The sequence below is a fragment of the Geothrix mesophila genome (assembly GCF_022808835.1).
In the GTDB taxonomy this organism is placed as follows: Bacteria; Acidobacteriota; Holophagae; order Holophagales; family Holophagaceae; genus Geothrix; species Geothrix paludis.
In genome coordinates, this window is record NZ_JAKZLD010000003.1 from 29,169 (window position 1) to 44,153 (window position 14,985).

Annotated in this window: 14 protein-coding genes; 10 read left to right on the forward strand and 4 right to left on the reverse strand. The window is 69.8% G+C overall.

Going from position 1 to position 14,985, the window contains the following annotated elements; genetic code table 11:
- The first annotated feature begins 3 nt into the window (after positions 1-3).
- The 3 genes from MLG87_RS10125 to MLG87_RS10135 all read left to right on the forward strand — a co-directional run bounded on the left by MLG87_RS10125 (position 4) and on the right by MLG87_RS10135 (position 4,598).
- The gene (locus MLG87_RS10125; protein WP_243295060.1) at positions 4-2,544 is read left to right on the forward strand and encodes an FtsK/SpoIIIE family DNA translocase; all 2,541 of its coding nucleotides are present in this window, start codon (positions 4-6) and stop codon (positions 2,542-2,544) included.
- A gap of 140 nt (positions 2,545-2,684) precedes the next feature.
- Entirely contained in the window at positions 2,685-4,058 is a 1,374-nt protein-coding gene (locus MLG87_RS10130) for a rhodanese-like domain-containing protein (protein ID WP_243295061.1), read from the forward strand.
- 120 nt (positions 4,059-4,178) lie between these two features.
- Positions 4,179-4,598, forward strand: coding sequence for a hemerythrin domain-containing protein (locus tag MLG87_RS10135; protein WP_243295062.1), 420 nt, complete (start codon positions 4,179-4,181; stop codon positions 4,596-4,598).
- 7 nt (positions 4,599-4,605) lie between these two features.
- On the opposite strand, the gene MLG87_RS10140 is transcribed toward MLG87_RS10135, so the two are convergent.
- A complete protein-coding gene (locus tag MLG87_RS10140; RefSeq protein ID WP_243295063.1) occupies positions 4,606-5,565 on the reverse strand; it encodes a hypothetical protein in 960 nt (319 codons plus the stop codon).
- Positions 5,566-5,654: 89 nt separating this feature from the next.
- Between MLG87_RS10140 and gmhA the strand changes: the two genes are divergently transcribed.
- The 5 genes from gmhA (at position 5,655) to pip (ending at position 10,128) form a co-directional block, all read left to right on the forward strand.
- On the forward strand, positions 5,655-6,218 hold the full coding sequence (gene gmhA / locus MLG87_RS10145) for a D-sedoheptulose 7-phosphate isomerase (protein ID WP_243295064.1): 564 nt from the start codon (positions 5,655-5,657) through the stop codon (positions 6,216-6,218).
- A 9-nt stretch (positions 6,219-6,227) separates the two neighbouring features.
- Positions 6,228-6,959, forward strand: coding sequence for a DUF4124 domain-containing protein (locus MLG87_RS10150; RefSeq protein ID WP_243295065.1), 732 nt, complete (start codon positions 6,228-6,230; stop codon positions 6,957-6,959).
- Positions 6,949-8,139, forward strand: a complete 1,191-nt coding sequence (gene hemW / locus MLG87_RS10155) for a radical SAM family heme chaperone HemW (RefSeq protein WP_243295066.1) — start codon at positions 6,949-6,951, stop codon at positions 8,137-8,139. Before MLG87_RS10150 ends, hemW begins: the two co-directional genes overlap by 11 nt.
- Positions 8,136-9,023: a DMT family transporter gene (locus MLG87_RS10160; RefSeq protein WP_243295067.1), complete on the forward strand. Its 888-nt coding sequence runs from the start codon at positions 8,136-8,138 to the stop codon at positions 9,021-9,023. Before hemW ends, MLG87_RS10160 begins: the two co-directional genes overlap by 4 nt.
- A 142-nt stretch (positions 9,024-9,165) precedes the next feature.
- Positions 9,166-10,128 (forward strand): prolyl aminopeptidase, encoded by a 963-nt coding sequence (gene pip / locus MLG87_RS10165; RefSeq protein ID WP_243295068.1) that lies wholly within the window; start codon positions 9,166-9,168, stop codon positions 10,126-10,128.
- A gap of 169 nt (positions 10,129-10,297) precedes the next feature.
- Here pip and MLG87_RS10170 read toward each other — a convergent pair whose 3' ends face one another.
- On the reverse strand, positions 10,298-10,954 hold the full coding sequence (locus tag MLG87_RS10170) for a DedA family protein (RefSeq protein WP_243295069.1): 657 nt from the start codon (positions 10,952-10,954) through the stop codon (positions 10,298-10,300).
- A gap of 47 nt (positions 10,955-11,001) precedes the next feature.
- Here MLG87_RS10170 and smpB point away from each other — a divergent pair, with 47 nt between their 5' ends.
- Entirely contained in the window at positions 11,002-11,457 is a 456-nt protein-coding gene (gene smpB / locus MLG87_RS10175; RefSeq protein ID WP_243295070.1) for an SsrA-binding protein SmpB, read from the forward strand.
- A gap of 135 nt (positions 11,458-11,592) precedes the next feature.
- Here the strand turns inward: smpB and MLG87_RS10180 are convergent, their stop codons facing one another.
- Both MLG87_RS10180 and MLG87_RS10185 read right to left on the reverse strand, forming a co-directional pair.
- Entirely contained in the window at positions 11,593-12,243 is a 651-nt protein-coding gene (locus tag MLG87_RS10180; protein ID WP_243295071.1) for a riboflavin synthase, read from the reverse strand.
- A 19-nt stretch (positions 12,244-12,262) separates the two neighbouring features.
- Positions 12,263-13,837: an amino acid permease gene (locus MLG87_RS10185; RefSeq protein ID WP_243295072.1), complete on the reverse strand. Its 1,575-nt coding sequence runs from the start codon at positions 13,835-13,837 to the stop codon at positions 12,263-12,265.
- Positions 13,838-14,041: 204 nt separating this feature from the next.
- Between MLG87_RS10185 and MLG87_RS10190 the strand changes: the two genes are divergently transcribed.
- The gene (locus tag MLG87_RS10190; protein WP_243295073.1) at positions 14,042-14,980 is read left to right on the forward strand and encodes a DUF58 domain-containing protein; all 939 of its coding nucleotides are present in this window, start codon (positions 14,042-14,044) and stop codon (positions 14,978-14,980) included.
- Positions 14,981-14,985 lie beyond the last annotated feature (5 nt).

A 14,985-nucleotide genomic window follows, 5' to 3' on the forward strand; every position in this document is an offset into this window, starting at 1 on the left:
GCGTTGCAGGGGATCGGCCGTTGGATGCTGAGGGCGGGACTGGGCTTCGTGGCCCTGGTGCTGCTGCTCTCGCTGGCCAGCTTCCATCCGCTGGACCCGCACCCCTTCACCCAGGGCGCCGCCGTGGCGGGCGTGCAGAACCTCTGCGGCACCGTCGGGGCCACCATCGCCGGCCTGCTCCAGACCCTCATGGGCATGGGAGCCTGGATCGTCCCGCCCTACCTGCTCTGGGAGGCCTGGCCCCGGGAGGAGCACCGCTGGCCCGGTCGCCTGGCTTGGCTGGGCCTGGCCCTGGCGGTCTGGACGGCCCTCGGCGCCTTCGGCAGCCGGTCCTGGCCGGGCCTTGATGGCGTGGGCACCGTGGAGATCCGCTGGGGCGGCTGGCTGGGAAGCACCCTCTGGCCCGCCCAGCGCCACCTCCTGGGCCCCGTCGGACTGCCCCTCTTCCTGGTCCTGGTGATGCTCACCTGCGCCCTCGTCCTGGCCCCCTCCGTGACGCGCGGCATCGGTAGGCTGCTGCACCGCTGGCTGGGCGAGACCGCCTGGCCCTGGATGAAGCCCATGCCGGCGAAGGGTTTCCAGGGTTTCCTCAGCATGGTGAAGCGGCCCTTCCTCCGCGGCCGGAATCCGGACCAGCCGGACCTGGATGCGGCGGATGGCGCGGCCCTGCTGGCCCTGGCCCAGCGCCAGGAGGCTCTGGAGGCCCAGCGGGAGGCCCTCCTGAAGGCCGAGCTGGAGACGGCGGAGGCCCGCAGGAAGCAGCCCCTCGTCCGCGCCGAGGACCTGCTCCCGGCCATCCAGTCCATCAACCTCGACGCCACCCAGACCCTGATCGACGCGCAGCCGCTCCCCACCTCGGCACCGACACCCCCCCTGCCCGCCGACGCCCCCTTCCGAGCCAAGCTGCTCGCCGAGGCCCCGCCGCCGCCCAAGCCGAAGCCCACCGTGGCCAAGGTCCAGGTGGCCAAGGACCGCTTCGGGCGGGAGATCGTCCAGCCCCCGCTGCCCCTCACGGAACCCACTCCGGCGCGCCCCCTGCCCGCTCCGCCCGAGCCGGAGCCGGGCCCGGCCTCCCGCGAGACCCTGCCTCCTCGCCGGCTCTTCGATCCGCCCGGCCAGCACGCCAAGGCCGACCTCGCCGCGCTGGAATCCATCAAGGAGGTCATTGGACAGAAACTGTCCGAATTCAAGATCAAGGGCGCGGTCACCGGCATGCAGCCCGGCCCCGTGGTCACCGTCTTCGAGTTCCAACCCGATCCCGGCATCCCCCTGTCGCGCATCCTGGGCATGGAGGAGGACCTGGCCCTGGCCCTGCAGGCCGAGGCCGTCCGCATGGACCGCATCCCCGGGAAGAACCTGGTGGGCATCGAGGTGCCCAACCCCAAGCGCGAGATCATCACCTTCCGCGAGGTCATCGACAGTCCCGCCTTCCGCGACACGCCGGGCCTGCTCCAGCTGGCGCTCGGCAAGGACATCGCCGGCAAGCCCGTGGTGGCAGACCTCAACAAGATGCCCCACCTGCTCATCGGCGGCAGCACCGGCAGCGGCAAGAGCGTGGGCGTGAACGCCATGATCTGCTCCTGCCTCGTGCGCGCCCTGCCCGACGAGGTGAAGCTCATCCTCGTGGACCCGAAGATGGTGGAGCTGGGCGTCTACGAGGACATCCCGCACCTCTGGGCGCCGGTCGTCACGGACATGAAGGAGGCGGGCCGCGTGCTGAAGTGGGTGGTGGCCCAGATGGAGGATCGCTACCGCCGCCTGGCCCTGCTGAGCGTGCGCGACCTGAAGGGCTTCAACACGAAGATCGCCGACGCCGGCGGCTCGATGGACATCTCCGAACGCACGCCCAACCCGCGCTGGCCCGACCGGCCTGCGGTGCTGGACCCCATGCCCCACGTGGTGGTGGTCATCGACGAGCTGGCGGATCTCATGATGGTGGCCCGCAGCGAAGTGGAGGACAGCATCGCGCGCATCGCCCAGAAGGCCCGCGCCGTGGGCATCCACCTCATCCTCGCTACCCAGCGGCCCTCGGTGGACGTGGTCACGGGCGTCATCAAGGCCAACCTCCCCAGCCGCCTCAGCTACCGCGTGCGCACCAAGATCGACAGCCGCACCATCCTGGATTCCGGCGGCGGCGAGCAGCTCCTGGGCGCGGGCGACGCGCTGTTCCTCCCCAACGGCGCCAGCCATCCCAAGCGCATCCACGCGCCCTTCCTCACGGAAGACGAAACCCTGCGCCTCGTCACATGGCTGCGGGAACGCGGCCGCCCTGACTACAACCAATCGCTCGTCAGCGCCATGGAGACAGAAGAGGAGACCGCCCTCTTCGATGAGGCGGAGATGGGCGGCGGCGACGACATCTATGACCGTGCCGTGGCCGTGGTGAAGCGCGAGCGGAAGGCCAGCACCAGCCTGCTGCAGCGCAAGCTGAACCTCGGCTACGGCCGGGCGGCCCGGCTGATCGACCGCATGGAAGAGGAAGGGATCGTCGGTCCCGACCGGGGCGCGGGAAAACCCCGCGAGGTGTTCGCCCAGGCCGAGTGATTCCGCAGGTCTGCTTTTTCATTCCCCCGCGAGGTGGGCTGAAGCCTCCACCGGGGTGTCCGTAGACGGTGGTCACAATCCGGCAGGCCCGGCAGGGAAAGGGCCCTAGACTCCATTCGTACATGACCACGGGAGAGTCTATGGCATTCCACCCCCACCTCATCCTTCCGCTGGCAGCCGCCTGCGCCCTGGCTACCGCTCAGGCGCCAGCCCCGAAGCCGGCCTCCGCGAAGATCTGCACCACCTGCCACACGACAGCCGCCGACAACCTTCGCGGCCACTTCGACAACCTGATCCTGAAGAACAACTCCTTCCAGCTCAAGATCGACGAGCGCACGGAGGTGCTGCGCTTCGACAAGGCCGCCCTGAAGGTGGTCACGCCCGAGCCCGCCGCCAACCCAGAGGCGGCGCTGAAGTCCATCGCCAAGGGCCACGAGGTGCGCGTCCAGTTCACCGAGAAGGACGGCGTGAAGACCGCCGTGGCGGTGTTCGCCAAGCCCCCCGTCAAGCTGGCCGCCAGCGAGATCATCACCCTCGACGAGCTCCAGAAGCTGGTGGTCCTCGGCCCCGAGAAGGGCCACTACTTCCTCTTCGACTCCCGTCCCGCGCCGCGCTTCATGGAGGGCGCCATCCCCACCGCGGTGAACCTGCCCTTCCCGGCCTTCGACAAGAACGTGGACAAGCTGCCGGCCGACAAGGGCGCGCTGGTGATCTTCTACTGCAGCGGGAAGACCTGCAACATGAGCCCCGGGTCGCTCGCCAAGGCCAAGAAGCTGGGCTACACGAACGCCAAGGTGTTCGTGGATGGCATGCCCGCCTGGACGAAGAAGGCCTACGGCGTGCTGAGCCCGGCCTCCATGAAGGCCGCGTTCCTCGACACGCAGACGCCCCTGGTGGTCCTCGACGCCCGTCCCGCCTCCGAAGCATCCAAGGGCTTCATCAAGGGCGCCGTGGCCGCGGATCCCGCGAAGACGGCCGACCTGCTCAAGACCTTCCCCGCCGCCAAGCTCAAGCCCCCGGTGGTGGTGGTGGATGAGACCGGCGGCGACGCGGCGAAGGCCGTGGCCTCGGAGCTGGTCAAGGCCGGCTACGTGGGCGTGAACGTGCTCACCGGCGGCTTCAAGGGCTGGCAGGCCGCGTCGATGCCGGTAGAGACGGGGACGCTGGCCACCAGGGCAGCCTTCGTACCCAAGCCCCGCCCCGGCGCCATCGCCGCGGCGGACTTCACGAAGCTCGCGAACCTGGCCCCGGCCGAGCGCGGCGCCGTGATCCTGGATGTGAGGAACCCTGACGAAACGAAGAACGGCATCATCAAGGGCGCCGTCACCGTTCCCGAACCCCAGCTCCTGGCCCGCCTCGCCGAAGTTCCCAAGGGCCAGAAGGTGATCTGCCACTGCTCCACGGGCATCCGCGCCGAGCTGGCCTACCACCTGCTGAAGGAGAAGGGCTACGACGTGCAGTTCCTCCCCACGGAGATCACCATCATCGACAGCGGCGAGTTCACCGTCGACTGAATCCCGTCGCCCGCACCAGGAAGGCCGGCCCCAGGGCCGGCCTTTTTTATGCCAGACGCCCCCAGGCAACACTCAAGTCCGGCCGGGCGGGACCGATAACGGAAGGCATGAGGGTCTGCCATGGACGCCAGCCTTGCCCCCTACCACCACCACCACCAGGAGCTGCGGCGCCTGGCGCGCGAGCATGAGGCCCGGCTGGCTCCCGCCCTGGTGCGAAGCCATCCGGATCTGTGCCTGGCCGGCGCACAGGCCCTCCTCGCCACGGTCAAGGCCCACCTGTCCATGGAGAACACCGTCCTGTATCCGGCGCTGCTGGAGGCCATGGACGCCGACATCCAGGCCACCGCGAGAGGACTGGAGGCGGGCCTGGGCGAGCTGAAGACCCGACTGCGCCAGTTCAGCTACCACTGGCCCAGCGCAGAAGCCATCCGGCTGGCGCCGGAGGCCTTCATCGAGACATCCAGGGACCTGCTCCAGGTCCTCCGCAGGCGGATCGACCTGGAGGAAGCCAGGCTGTTTCCCCTCGTGGAACGGGCCTAGGCTCGTTTCAATTCCCGGAAACGGCCTTCGCGCGCGGCACGCGCCAGCGACTGCGCTGCGCGGGATCGGCCATGCCCCCGGCGTGGCAGGCCTTGCAGGCGTCCAGATGGGTGTTCTGGTTCCGCCAGTAGGCCCGGGCCTCGCCGCCGGTCTCCTGGCGGCGGTCGATGGGCACCTGGGGCCAGTAGAACGTGAGCGCCGGCGTCTCACCCTTCATCTCCAGGGCGTAGAGGGGGCCGGGTTCGGTGCCGGGGCGGCCCCAGCGGTCTTCCAGAGTGCTGAGCACCACCAGGGAGCCCGGCGGCAGGGTCCGACCGGCCCGGTAGGCGGAGGCGGCGGCGGGATTGGCCCAGGCGCGGATCCACCGGCCGCCATGGGCGGGAGACTTGACGGGCTCCGCGTGGATGGCCTCCAGGGAGGCGAAGTCCAGGGCCCGCACGGGAGCCTGGGCCTCGGGATCCACCGGCGGCGCGGGGGGTGCCTGGACGACCTTCACGGGCGCGGGGGCAACGGGCCGACCGGGATGGGCCAGGCCATAGCCGGAATAGCCGGTCGCCAGGAGGGCGCCGGACCAGGCGAGGCCCAGCAGCAGCGCGAGGACGCCCAGGCTCTGGTGATCCTTCCGCGGGCGGTTCATGGACCAGAGTGCGGGGACCGAGAGGAGCGCCGCGGCGGTGGCGATCACCGCATGGCGGAACAGCAGGCCATCCGCTCCCAGACCCGAGGCCGGCAGGGGGAAGATCCGCCCGGCGGGAATCAGCGCCGACAGGCGGCCCAGCGCGGGGCCGCTGACCAGCGCGGCGATCAGGCCCAGCAGGCCGACCCAGCCCAGGTACCGGCACACCGTCCACCAGGGGCGCATGCCCCGTCCGGCGCGCTGGGAGGCGAACAGCGCCCAGGGCAGGAGCAATCCGGTCGCCACCGGGAGGTGGGCCAGCAGGGCGTGTTTGAGGGCAATCCATTCCATGGGACCCACGCTCGGAAGGGGCAAGACTCACCGCAGTCTGCCAGTGTCTGGGAAATCCTGGGAGTGGAATTCCTGTCACAATCGGCGGCATGAAGCAGATCCTCCTTCAGCACGTCCAGGAGTCCGTCCAGCTCAAGCAGGCCTTTTTCGCCCGGGAAATGGACCACCTCCTCGCCCAGGCTGACGACATGGCCGAGCGCCTGCGCCGGGGTGGCCGCATCCTCGTCTGCGGCAACGGGGGCAGCGCCGCGGACGCCCAGCACCTGGCCGCGGAGCTGAGCGGGCGCTACCTCAAGGAGCGGCGCGCCCTCGCGGGCATCGCCCTCACCACGGACACCTCGGCCCTCACGGCCATCGGCAACGACTACGGCTTCGATCAGGTCTTCTCGCGGCAAGTGGAGGCCCTGGGCCGGCCCGGCGACCTGCTCATCGGCATCAGCACCAGCGGCAACAGCCCCAATGTCATCCGGGCCGTGGCCTCCGCGAGGGAGCTGGGCGTGCGCACCCTGGGCCTGCTGGGCCGCGACGGCGGCAAGCTGGCGGGCCTGATGGACGACGCCCTCGTGGTGCCCTCCACCGTGACGGCGCGCATCCAGGAGATCCACCAGATGATCTACCACTTCTGGTGCGAGGCCCTCGATGCCCAGTTCTGAGGCCTTCGGGTGATCGCCGCCGCGGGACTGCTCGTTTTGGCCCTCCTGGGCCAGCCTTCGCGAACCTACTACTGGCGCGATGCCGGCGGGCAGACCCACATCACCAACACGCCGCCGCCGGCCGACGCGGAGATCCTGGAGCCCCCGCCCCCGCCCGCGGTGGAGCCAGGCCGCCCCCACCAAGCCCAGGCCGGCTCCCAGAACCTGATCCCTCGTGGCTACCGCCAGGTGACGCTCACCCCCACTCAGAAACAGGCCTGGGAGGCCCTGGACCAGCACCTGCTCCGGGCCCGGACCGCCAACGACCGCCGCACCCTCGAAGCCGTCACCGACTCCCTCATCCATGACTGCCTCTGGGGCAATGGCCTGTGGGCCATGCCCCTGGTGCCACTCCTGGCGCTGGCGCTCATGGTCCTCATGGGCTGGTGGCTGGCCCTGGGGCTGGGCACCACGCTCCGCCTCCCGGTGGTGGGCGGGTTCCTGATCCTGGGCCTCGCCTTCGGCCACCTGCTCCTGAACGTCTTCCTCTATCATCCCCAGGCGGCCCGCCTCCAGCAGAACCTCGAGCTGCTCGAGCTCCACATGGGCGGGCGGATCCCCCGGCCCGAACGCCATGCCTTCCTTCAGCAGCGGTACCAGGCCCTGGAACGGACCGCGGAGCCCACCCAGGCTCCCTGGCGGTTCCCGAAAGAGGTCCGGACCCTGCGGGAGGCCGTGAAGCAGGTGATGGTTGACCCCTGACCTTCCGCCCCCCCTGGCGGAGAGGCTGCCGGCACTCAGGGCCGCCGCGCACGGGGAGCCGCTCGGGCTCTACCTGCACATCCCCTTCTGCCTGGACCGTTGCACCTACTGCTCCTTCGCCACCACCCGGGACCGCGACCTCCAGCCGGCCACGATCCGGCGCCTGACGGCCCAGGTCCGGGCCTGGGGCGCGGCCCTGGATCGGCCCGCCGTGGACACGCTCTACCTGGGCGGAGGCACCCCCTCCCTGCTCTCTCCGGAAGAGCTGGCGGCGCTCACGGCCACCCTTCGCCAGGCCTTCGACCTCTCGCCCCTGGTGGAGGCCACCTTCGAAGCCAACCCCGGCACCGTGGACCTGGCTTGGCTCCGGCAGGCGCGGGACCTGGGCTGGGACCGCGTGAGCCTGGGCGTGCAGGCCCTGGATGACGCCCTGCTCGCGCGGCTGGGGCGTATCCACGGCGCCACGCAAGCCCTGGAGGCGCTGGACCTGGCGGAACGTGCCGGTTTCCGCCGCCGCAGCGCCGACCTCATGGTGGGCATTCCTGGACAGTCGCTGTCCAAAGTGATCGGAGACGCCCACACCCTCGCCGCCACGGGCCTCGACCACCTGAGCGTCTACCTCCTGGACCTGGACAAGGCCTGCCCTCTGCGCGCCGAGATCGACGCTGGCCGGCTGGCCCTGCCCTCCGAGGACGAGGTGGCCGACGTCTTCGAGGCCCTCCAGGCCGAGCTTCCGCCGTTGGGCCTCGCGCCCTACGAGATCAGCAACTACGCCCGTCCCGGGGGCGAGTCCATCCACAACACCCGCTACTGGGAGCGCCGCCCCTACCTGGGCCTGGGCCCCAGCGCCGCCTCCCAGATGGGGGCCTTCCGGTGGACAGAGACCTCCGTCATCCCCGCCTGGGCCGAAGGCCGTGGCGAGGTCGACTTCCAGGAGCTGGACGCGGCCGAAGCCCTGGCTGAGATCCCCCTGCTGGGCCTGCGCCTGCACCGCGGCGTGGACTGGGGGGCGCTGCGCCGGCAGGCGGAGCACCTGAACCTGCGGCCTCTGACGGATGGGTGGGAGACACGGCTCCGGGCCCTCGCGAAGGAAGGCCTCACGCTCTGGGAAGGCGACCGGGTGCGCCTCAGCCCCCGCGGCATGCTCATGAGCAACGGAATTCTGCAGATGTTCGTATGACGTACCTCGGCGAAAGCGCCGCCCTGCTGACCTCCGCGTGCTGGGCCCTCAATTCCGTCTGCTTCACCGTCGCGGGCCGGCGGGTGGGGTCCGCCAGTGTGAACCTGGTGCGGCTGCTCATGGCCTGGGTCCTGCTGATCCTGCTGCACCTCGCGCTCTACGGCCAAACCTTCCCCTGGCAGGCGGGGACGGCACGCCTCGGCTGGCTGGCCATCTCGGGCCTCATCGGTTTCGCTGTGGGCGACGCAGTGCTCTTCGAGGCCTTCATCGTCATCGGCGCCCGGCTGGCCATGCTGCTCATGACCCTCTCGCCCATCTTCAGCGCCCTGCTGGCCTGGCTGTTCCTCGGCCAGAGCCTGAGCCTCTCGAAGGTCCTGGCCATGGCCGTCACCCTGGGCGGCATTGCCTGGGTGGTGTGGGATGGCGGTGATCGTGAATCCCATCCCCACCTCTGGCGCGGCGTGACCCTTGGTATCGGCGGCGCCCTGGGCCAGTCCGTGGGCCTCCTCTTCAGCATGAAGGGCCTGTCAGGCGGCTTCCCGCCCATCTCCGCCAACCTCATCCGGGTCACCGCGGGCCTGGGCGCCCTGGGGCTCTATTTCATCGTCACGGGCCGGCTGCGCGACGGGCTGGGCGGCCTCCGCGATGGCCGGGCCGCGGCCTTCATCGGCCTCGGTGCGGTCACCGGCCCCGTCCTGGGCGTGGTGCTGTCGCTGGTGGCCATCGCCCGGGCCCCCATGGGCGTGGCCGCCACGCTCATGTCCCTGTCGCCCGTCATTCTGCTGCCCGTCTCCCATGTCGGATTCAAGGAGAAGGTCGGCTGGCATGCCATCCTGGGCACGCTGCTGGCCCTCGCGGGGGCCGCGGCCCTGTTCTTCGTCTGACCTTCCCCAAAACGACACAACTCTCGCGGAGTAACGCGGAGGAAGGGCGCCTGAGGTCCGTGTTCTTCCTCTGGGGTCCTCCCGCTTCTCCGCGATCTCTGCGAGTGTGGTTTCCTTGTTCCTGAACGTCCGAGGAGTCCCGATGCCCCTTCGCAAGGATCCCGTCAGCTGGCTCTACCCGCCCGTCGAACCCACCCGGGTGCTGCGCCTGAAGGTGTCGGACCTGCACGAGCTGTACGTCGAGGAGACCGGCAACCCGGCGGGCAAGCCCGTCATCTTCCTCCACGGCGGCCCCGGCGGCGGCACCAGCCCCAAGCACCGGCGCTACTTCGATCCCGAGAGGTACCGCATCATCCTCTTCGACCAGCGCGGCTGCGGCCAGAGCACGCCCTACGCCGAGGTGAGCGAGAACACCACCTGGGACCTGGTGGCCGACATCGAGCGCATCCGCGTCGAGCTGGGCATCGACCGCTGGATGGTCTTCGGCGGCTCCTGGGGCGCCACCCTGGCCCTGGCCTACTCGGAAACCCATCCCGAGCGGGTCACCGAACTCATCCTCCGGGGCATCTTCCTGCTGCGCCAGCGCGAGGTGGACTGGCTCTACCAGGAGGGTGCCAGCCGCATCTTCCCGGACGCCTGGGAGCCCTACCGCGATGCCATCCCCGAGGCCGAGCACGGGGACTTCCTGCAGGCCTACGCCAAGCGCCTGCTCAGCGAGGACCCGGCCGTGAACCTGCCCGCCGCCAAGGCCTGGAGCATCTGGGAGGGCGCCACCAGCAAGCTGATTCCCGACCCCGACTTCATCGCCTCCTACGGCGACGAGGCCACCACCCTGGCCTTCGCCCGCATCGAGTGCCAGTACTTCCTGAACAAGGGCTGGATGGACGAGGCCCAGCTGCTGCGCGACGCGCCGAGGCTGAAGGGCATCCCCGGCGCCATCGTCCAGGGCCGCTACGACATGGTCTGTCCCATCGAGAGCGCCTGGGCCCTGTCGAAAGCCTGGCCCGAGGCCGACCTCGTCATCGTCCCCGACGCCGGCCACAGCGCCTACGAGCCCGGCATCTCCAGGGCCCTGGTGGCGGCCACGGAGCGCTTCGCGGGCTGAAAATGCGAGGACAGGATTAAAAGGATCTGCTTATCGGCGAGCCTCAGCCCGAAAAGCTGAAACCGCAGAGGTCGCAGATGGGCCCAGAAAAAGCGTCCATAAGCGGAGGTTTGCGGAGGAGCCGAGGGAAGCGGAGGGAAAGAAAACGCGCCTTCCGCGTTCCTGCTGTTCAGCCTTTGGCCCTGTTCTTGAAGTGGTCGTACACGAACCACGCGACGCCAGCCACGATGAGCACACCGATGACAGCATCCAGCTTGTGGAAGTACTGGCCCAGGGTGTTCCACTTCTCGCCGAGCTTGTAGCCCACCCAGGCCAGACCCAGGCACCAGGGCAGGCTGCCCACGAAGGTGTAGAGGTGGAAGCGGGTGCGGTTCATGCGGGCGATGCCGGCGGGCAGGGCGATGAAGGTGCGCACCACGGGCAGCAGGCGGCCGAGGATGATGGCCTCGGAGCCGAAGCGCTCGAAGAAGCGGTGGGCCTGGTCCAGGTGGCCCGTGTGCAGCCAGACGTACTTCCCGTACTTCTCGATGGCGCGCCGGCCGCCCCAGGCGCCCACCTCGTAGGCGGGGATGCTGCCCAGGTTGCAGCCCAGGGCGCCGAAGATCCCGGCGATCCAGATCTGCGCCACAGGGCTGCCGGCGCCGAGGCCCAGGAAGGTGAGCTTGCCCTGGAAGGCCAGGTAGCCCGCGAAGGGCATGATGACCTCGCTGGGCAGCGGGATGCAGGCGCTCTCGATGGCCATGAGCAGCATGACGCCCAGGGGCCCCATGGCGGCCATGAGGGCCACCATCCAGGCGATGACGGGAGCGAGGAGCTTCTGGAGCATGGGCGTGTCCCAAAAGGACAAGTCTAACGGGGAGTTACACTGGTCCCATGAGCGAGGATCTCGTCCGCAACCGCAAAGCCCTGCACAACTACCACGTCCTGGAGACCTGGGAGGCGGGGATCGCCCTCCAGGGCACCGAGGTGAAGGCCCTGCGGGCGGGCCTGGGGCAGCTGCAGGACGCCTACGTGGACGCCGTGGCCGGGGAACTGTGGCTGAAGCAGGCCCACATCTCCCCCTACGAGTTCGGCACCTACGCCAACCACGATCCCCTGCGCCCCCGCAAGCTGCTGCTGCACAAGGCGGAGATCACCAAGATGACCGCGAAGGTCGTCCGCAAGGGCCTCACCATCATCCCCCTGGCCATCTACCTGAATGAAAAGGGAACGATCAAGGTCAAGGTGGCCCTGGCCGAGGGCAAGGCCGTGGGCGACAAGCGCGAGGCCCTGAAGCAGCGCGAACAGAAGCGCGAGATGGACCGCATCCGCAAGGGCGCGCGGGAGTAGCGAAAAAACAGCTGGTCACGGAAGACACAGAGGATCACGGAAGACACGGAACAAGCCACAGCGACACAGATCCGGATCTTGTTTTCATTCCGTGTCTTCCGGCTGGTTTCCGTGCCTTCCGTGACCAGCGTTTTCCTATACGTTCCACCCGCCCTGGGCGAAGCGCGCCAGCCTCTCCTCGCTGCCGCGGAGGGCCAGGGCGCGGGCCACGAAGCGGCCGATGGGGTCGGCTTCGAGGTTCACGGGGTCGCCGGGACGCATGGCGTCCAGCGCGGTGCGGGTGACGGTCTCGGGGATGAGGGCCACAGTGAACCAGTCCGTGCCGCAGTCCACCACCGTGAGCGAGATGCCGTCCACGGCGATGGAGCCCTTGGCGGCGGTCATGGACGCCAGCTCCGGGGGCATGGCGAAACGCCAGATGCCCTCGTCGATGCCGCCTTTGGCGCGGGGCCGCTCCAGCAGCCGGCCCACGGCGTCCACGTGGCCCGAGACCAGGTGGCCGTCCAGGGGATCGCCCACCCGCAGGGCCGGCTCCAGGTGCAGGGTCGCGCCCAGGGGCAGGCGGCCCAGGGTGGTCTTCTGGAGCGTCTCCTCGCTGAGGTCCGCCTCCCAGGCGCGCCCATCCACGGCCACGCTGGTGAGGCAGGCGCCGTTCACGGCGATGCTGGCGCCCAGCTCCGCCCGGGCCAGCAGGTCCGTCGGGGCCGCGATGCGCAGGCGCGCCCCGCCGGGCCGGGAGGACCGGGAGTCGAGGGTGCCGAGGTGGCGGATCAGACCGGTGAACATGGGGACAGCTCCGGATCCATCATCGCGCAGCTGGCGTCTCCAGGCGGCTGTTCCGCGAGCCGAAGAAGAAGTAGATCACCAGCCCAATGCCCAGCCAGCCGAAGAAGCGGTACCAGGTGAGGGCGGGCAGACCCCTGGCGATCCAGAAGCAGCCGAGGATGCCCAGGGGCGCCACGATCCAGGCGAAGGGCATGACGAACTTCCTGGGGGCCTCGGGCCGGCGCTTCCGCAGGATCAGCACGGCGGCGCAGACGATGACGAAGGCGAAGAGGGTTCCGATGTTGGCCAGCTCCACCACCTCGTCGATGTTGAGCAGGGCCGCGGGGATCGCCACCAGAAAGCCCGTCAGCACCGTGGCCGTGGAGGGCGTCTTGAACCGGGGATGGACCTTCCCGAACCAGGAGCCCAGGAGGCCGTCGCGGCTCATGCTCAGGAAGATGCGGGGCTGACCCACCTGGTAGACGAGGAGGGCCGCGGTGGTGGCGATGACGGCGCCGAAGCTGATGACGGCGGCGATGCCACCCATCCTGTGTTGGGTGAAGATGTAGGCCAGGGGATCCGCGATGCCGCCCAGCCTTGTGTAGTGAAGCATGCCCGTCACCACCAGGGCCACGGCGGCGTAGATGACGGTGCAGATGATCAGGGAGCCGAGGATGCCCCGGGGCAGGTCGCGGCCGGGATCGCGGCACTCCTCGGCGGTGGTGCTCACGGCGTCGAAGCCGATGAAGGCGAAGAAGATGATGGCGGCGCCGGCCTGGATGCCCCGGAACCCGTGGGGCACGAAGGGATGCCAGTTGTCGGGGCTGATGAACTTGATGCCGAGCCCCACCACGGCCAGCAGAATGATCACCTTGACCACCACCATGACGCCGTTCACCCGCGCGCTCTCCTTGATGCCGATGTAGCAGAGCCAGGTGATGACCGCGGTGATGATCACCGCCAGGAAGTTGATGGTGATGGGAAAGCCCCCCACCGTGGGCGCGGCCTTCAGCACGTCCCAGTTGGCGAAGGTGGCGCCGCCGCTGATGAGCCCGGCCTTGGCCTGGGCCAGGGCCTGGAGCTTGGCGCCGAGGTCCATGGCCGGCACGCCCTGGGCCAGCTTGAGGGCGCTGCGGGGGTCCATGCCCAGCCAGCCGGGGATGTCCACGTGCAGCACCGTGGACAGGAAGCTGCGGGCGTAGTCGCCCCAGGAGATGGCCACCGCCACGTTGGAGATGGCGTATTCCAGCAGCAGGTCCCAGCCGATGATCCAGGCCATCAGCTCGCCGAGCGTGGCGTAGGCGTAGGTGTAGGCGCTGCCGGACACGGGGATCATGGAGGCCATCTCGGCGTAGGCCAGGGCGGTGAAGCCGCAGATGACCGCCACGATGAGGATGCTGAGGACCAGGCCCGGTCCCGCCGGGAGGCGGCCGTCGGCCATGTTGCCGGCGGCGGCGGTGCCGATGCTGGAGAAGATGCCCGCCCCGATGATGGCGCCGATGCCGAACATGGTGAGGTCGAAGGCCCCCAGGTTCTTCTTGAGCTGGTGTTCCGGCTCATCGGCGCTGGCGCGGAGCTGCTCCAGGGTTTTCGTGCGAAGGACACGTTCCAGCATGGGGGGCCTTGTGGGGATGAAGGACCATGCTAGCAGGGGGATATCCGGCCACATGGCGAGGTAGGCTGGAGGGATGAGCACGAAGCAGGAGCGAAGTGCCACTTTGGCGCAGCCGAAGCCCGAAGGGCGCGGCGCAGGGAGGCTCCGCCTCGGCAAGCGGAGTGCGCCGGAGCACGCGACGCGTGCATTAGGCGGAGGCGCCGCGTGAGGCTGTGGAGCGACCGCCGCCTTCGCCTCTCCCTGACGGGGCTGGGCGCGCAGTGCCTGCTGACCCTGCTGGCCGTGGGCGCCTTCTCCGTGAACACCGGGAACAACCTGCTCTACCTGGTGTTCTCCCTGATGCTGGGCCTCTTCCTGGTCTCCGGCGTCGTTAGCCGCCGGGCCCTCCAGGGACTGACGGTCGCAGGCCTCGAGGAGGGCAACCTCTTCGCCCGCGTCCGGGGCGGCCTCCGGCTCCGCGTTCGGGACGAGGGCCGCGGACGGATCCGGGGCCTGGAGCTCCACCTCACCCTGGAGGACGGCCAGGTGGAACCCGGCTTCCTGGGCCGGACCACCTCCGGCGGCGAGATCCTGGTGGTCCTCCAGGCCCGCGCGGGCCACCGGGGCTGGACAAAGGCGCGCCGACTGGAGTTCCGCACCCGCTTCCCCTTCGGCCTGGTGGAGAAGGCCCGCTTCATCGACCTGGATCAGGATCTGCTCATCCTGCCCCACCCCCGCACTCCGCCGGCTCCTCCCGCAGGATGGCGGGGCGAGGGCCACCGCACCGTCACCCAGGAGGGGACCAGCAGCCCGGAGGGGGCGCGGCCCTGGCGGGCCGGGGATCCCCCGGGCCGGGTCCACTGGAAGCGCACGGCCCAGCGCAGCCAGCTCTGGGTGCGCACCTTCCACGAGGAGCGGCCCCAGGGCCTGCACCTGCGGCTCGACCTCGCCGCCTGGGCCCCGGGCCGGCCCTTCGAACGGGAGCTGGAGCGCCTCTCCGGTGCGGTGCTCCAGGCCCGACTCCAGAAGCGGGAGGTCAGCCTGGAGCTCCAAGGCGCCCTGGAAACCCGGGAGGTGCGGGGGCACACCCCCTGCTGGCGCGCCCTGGCCCTCGCCAAGGCCGAGGGTTCCGGAGACGCAGCGGCCCCCGGGAACCTCCGCTAATCTGA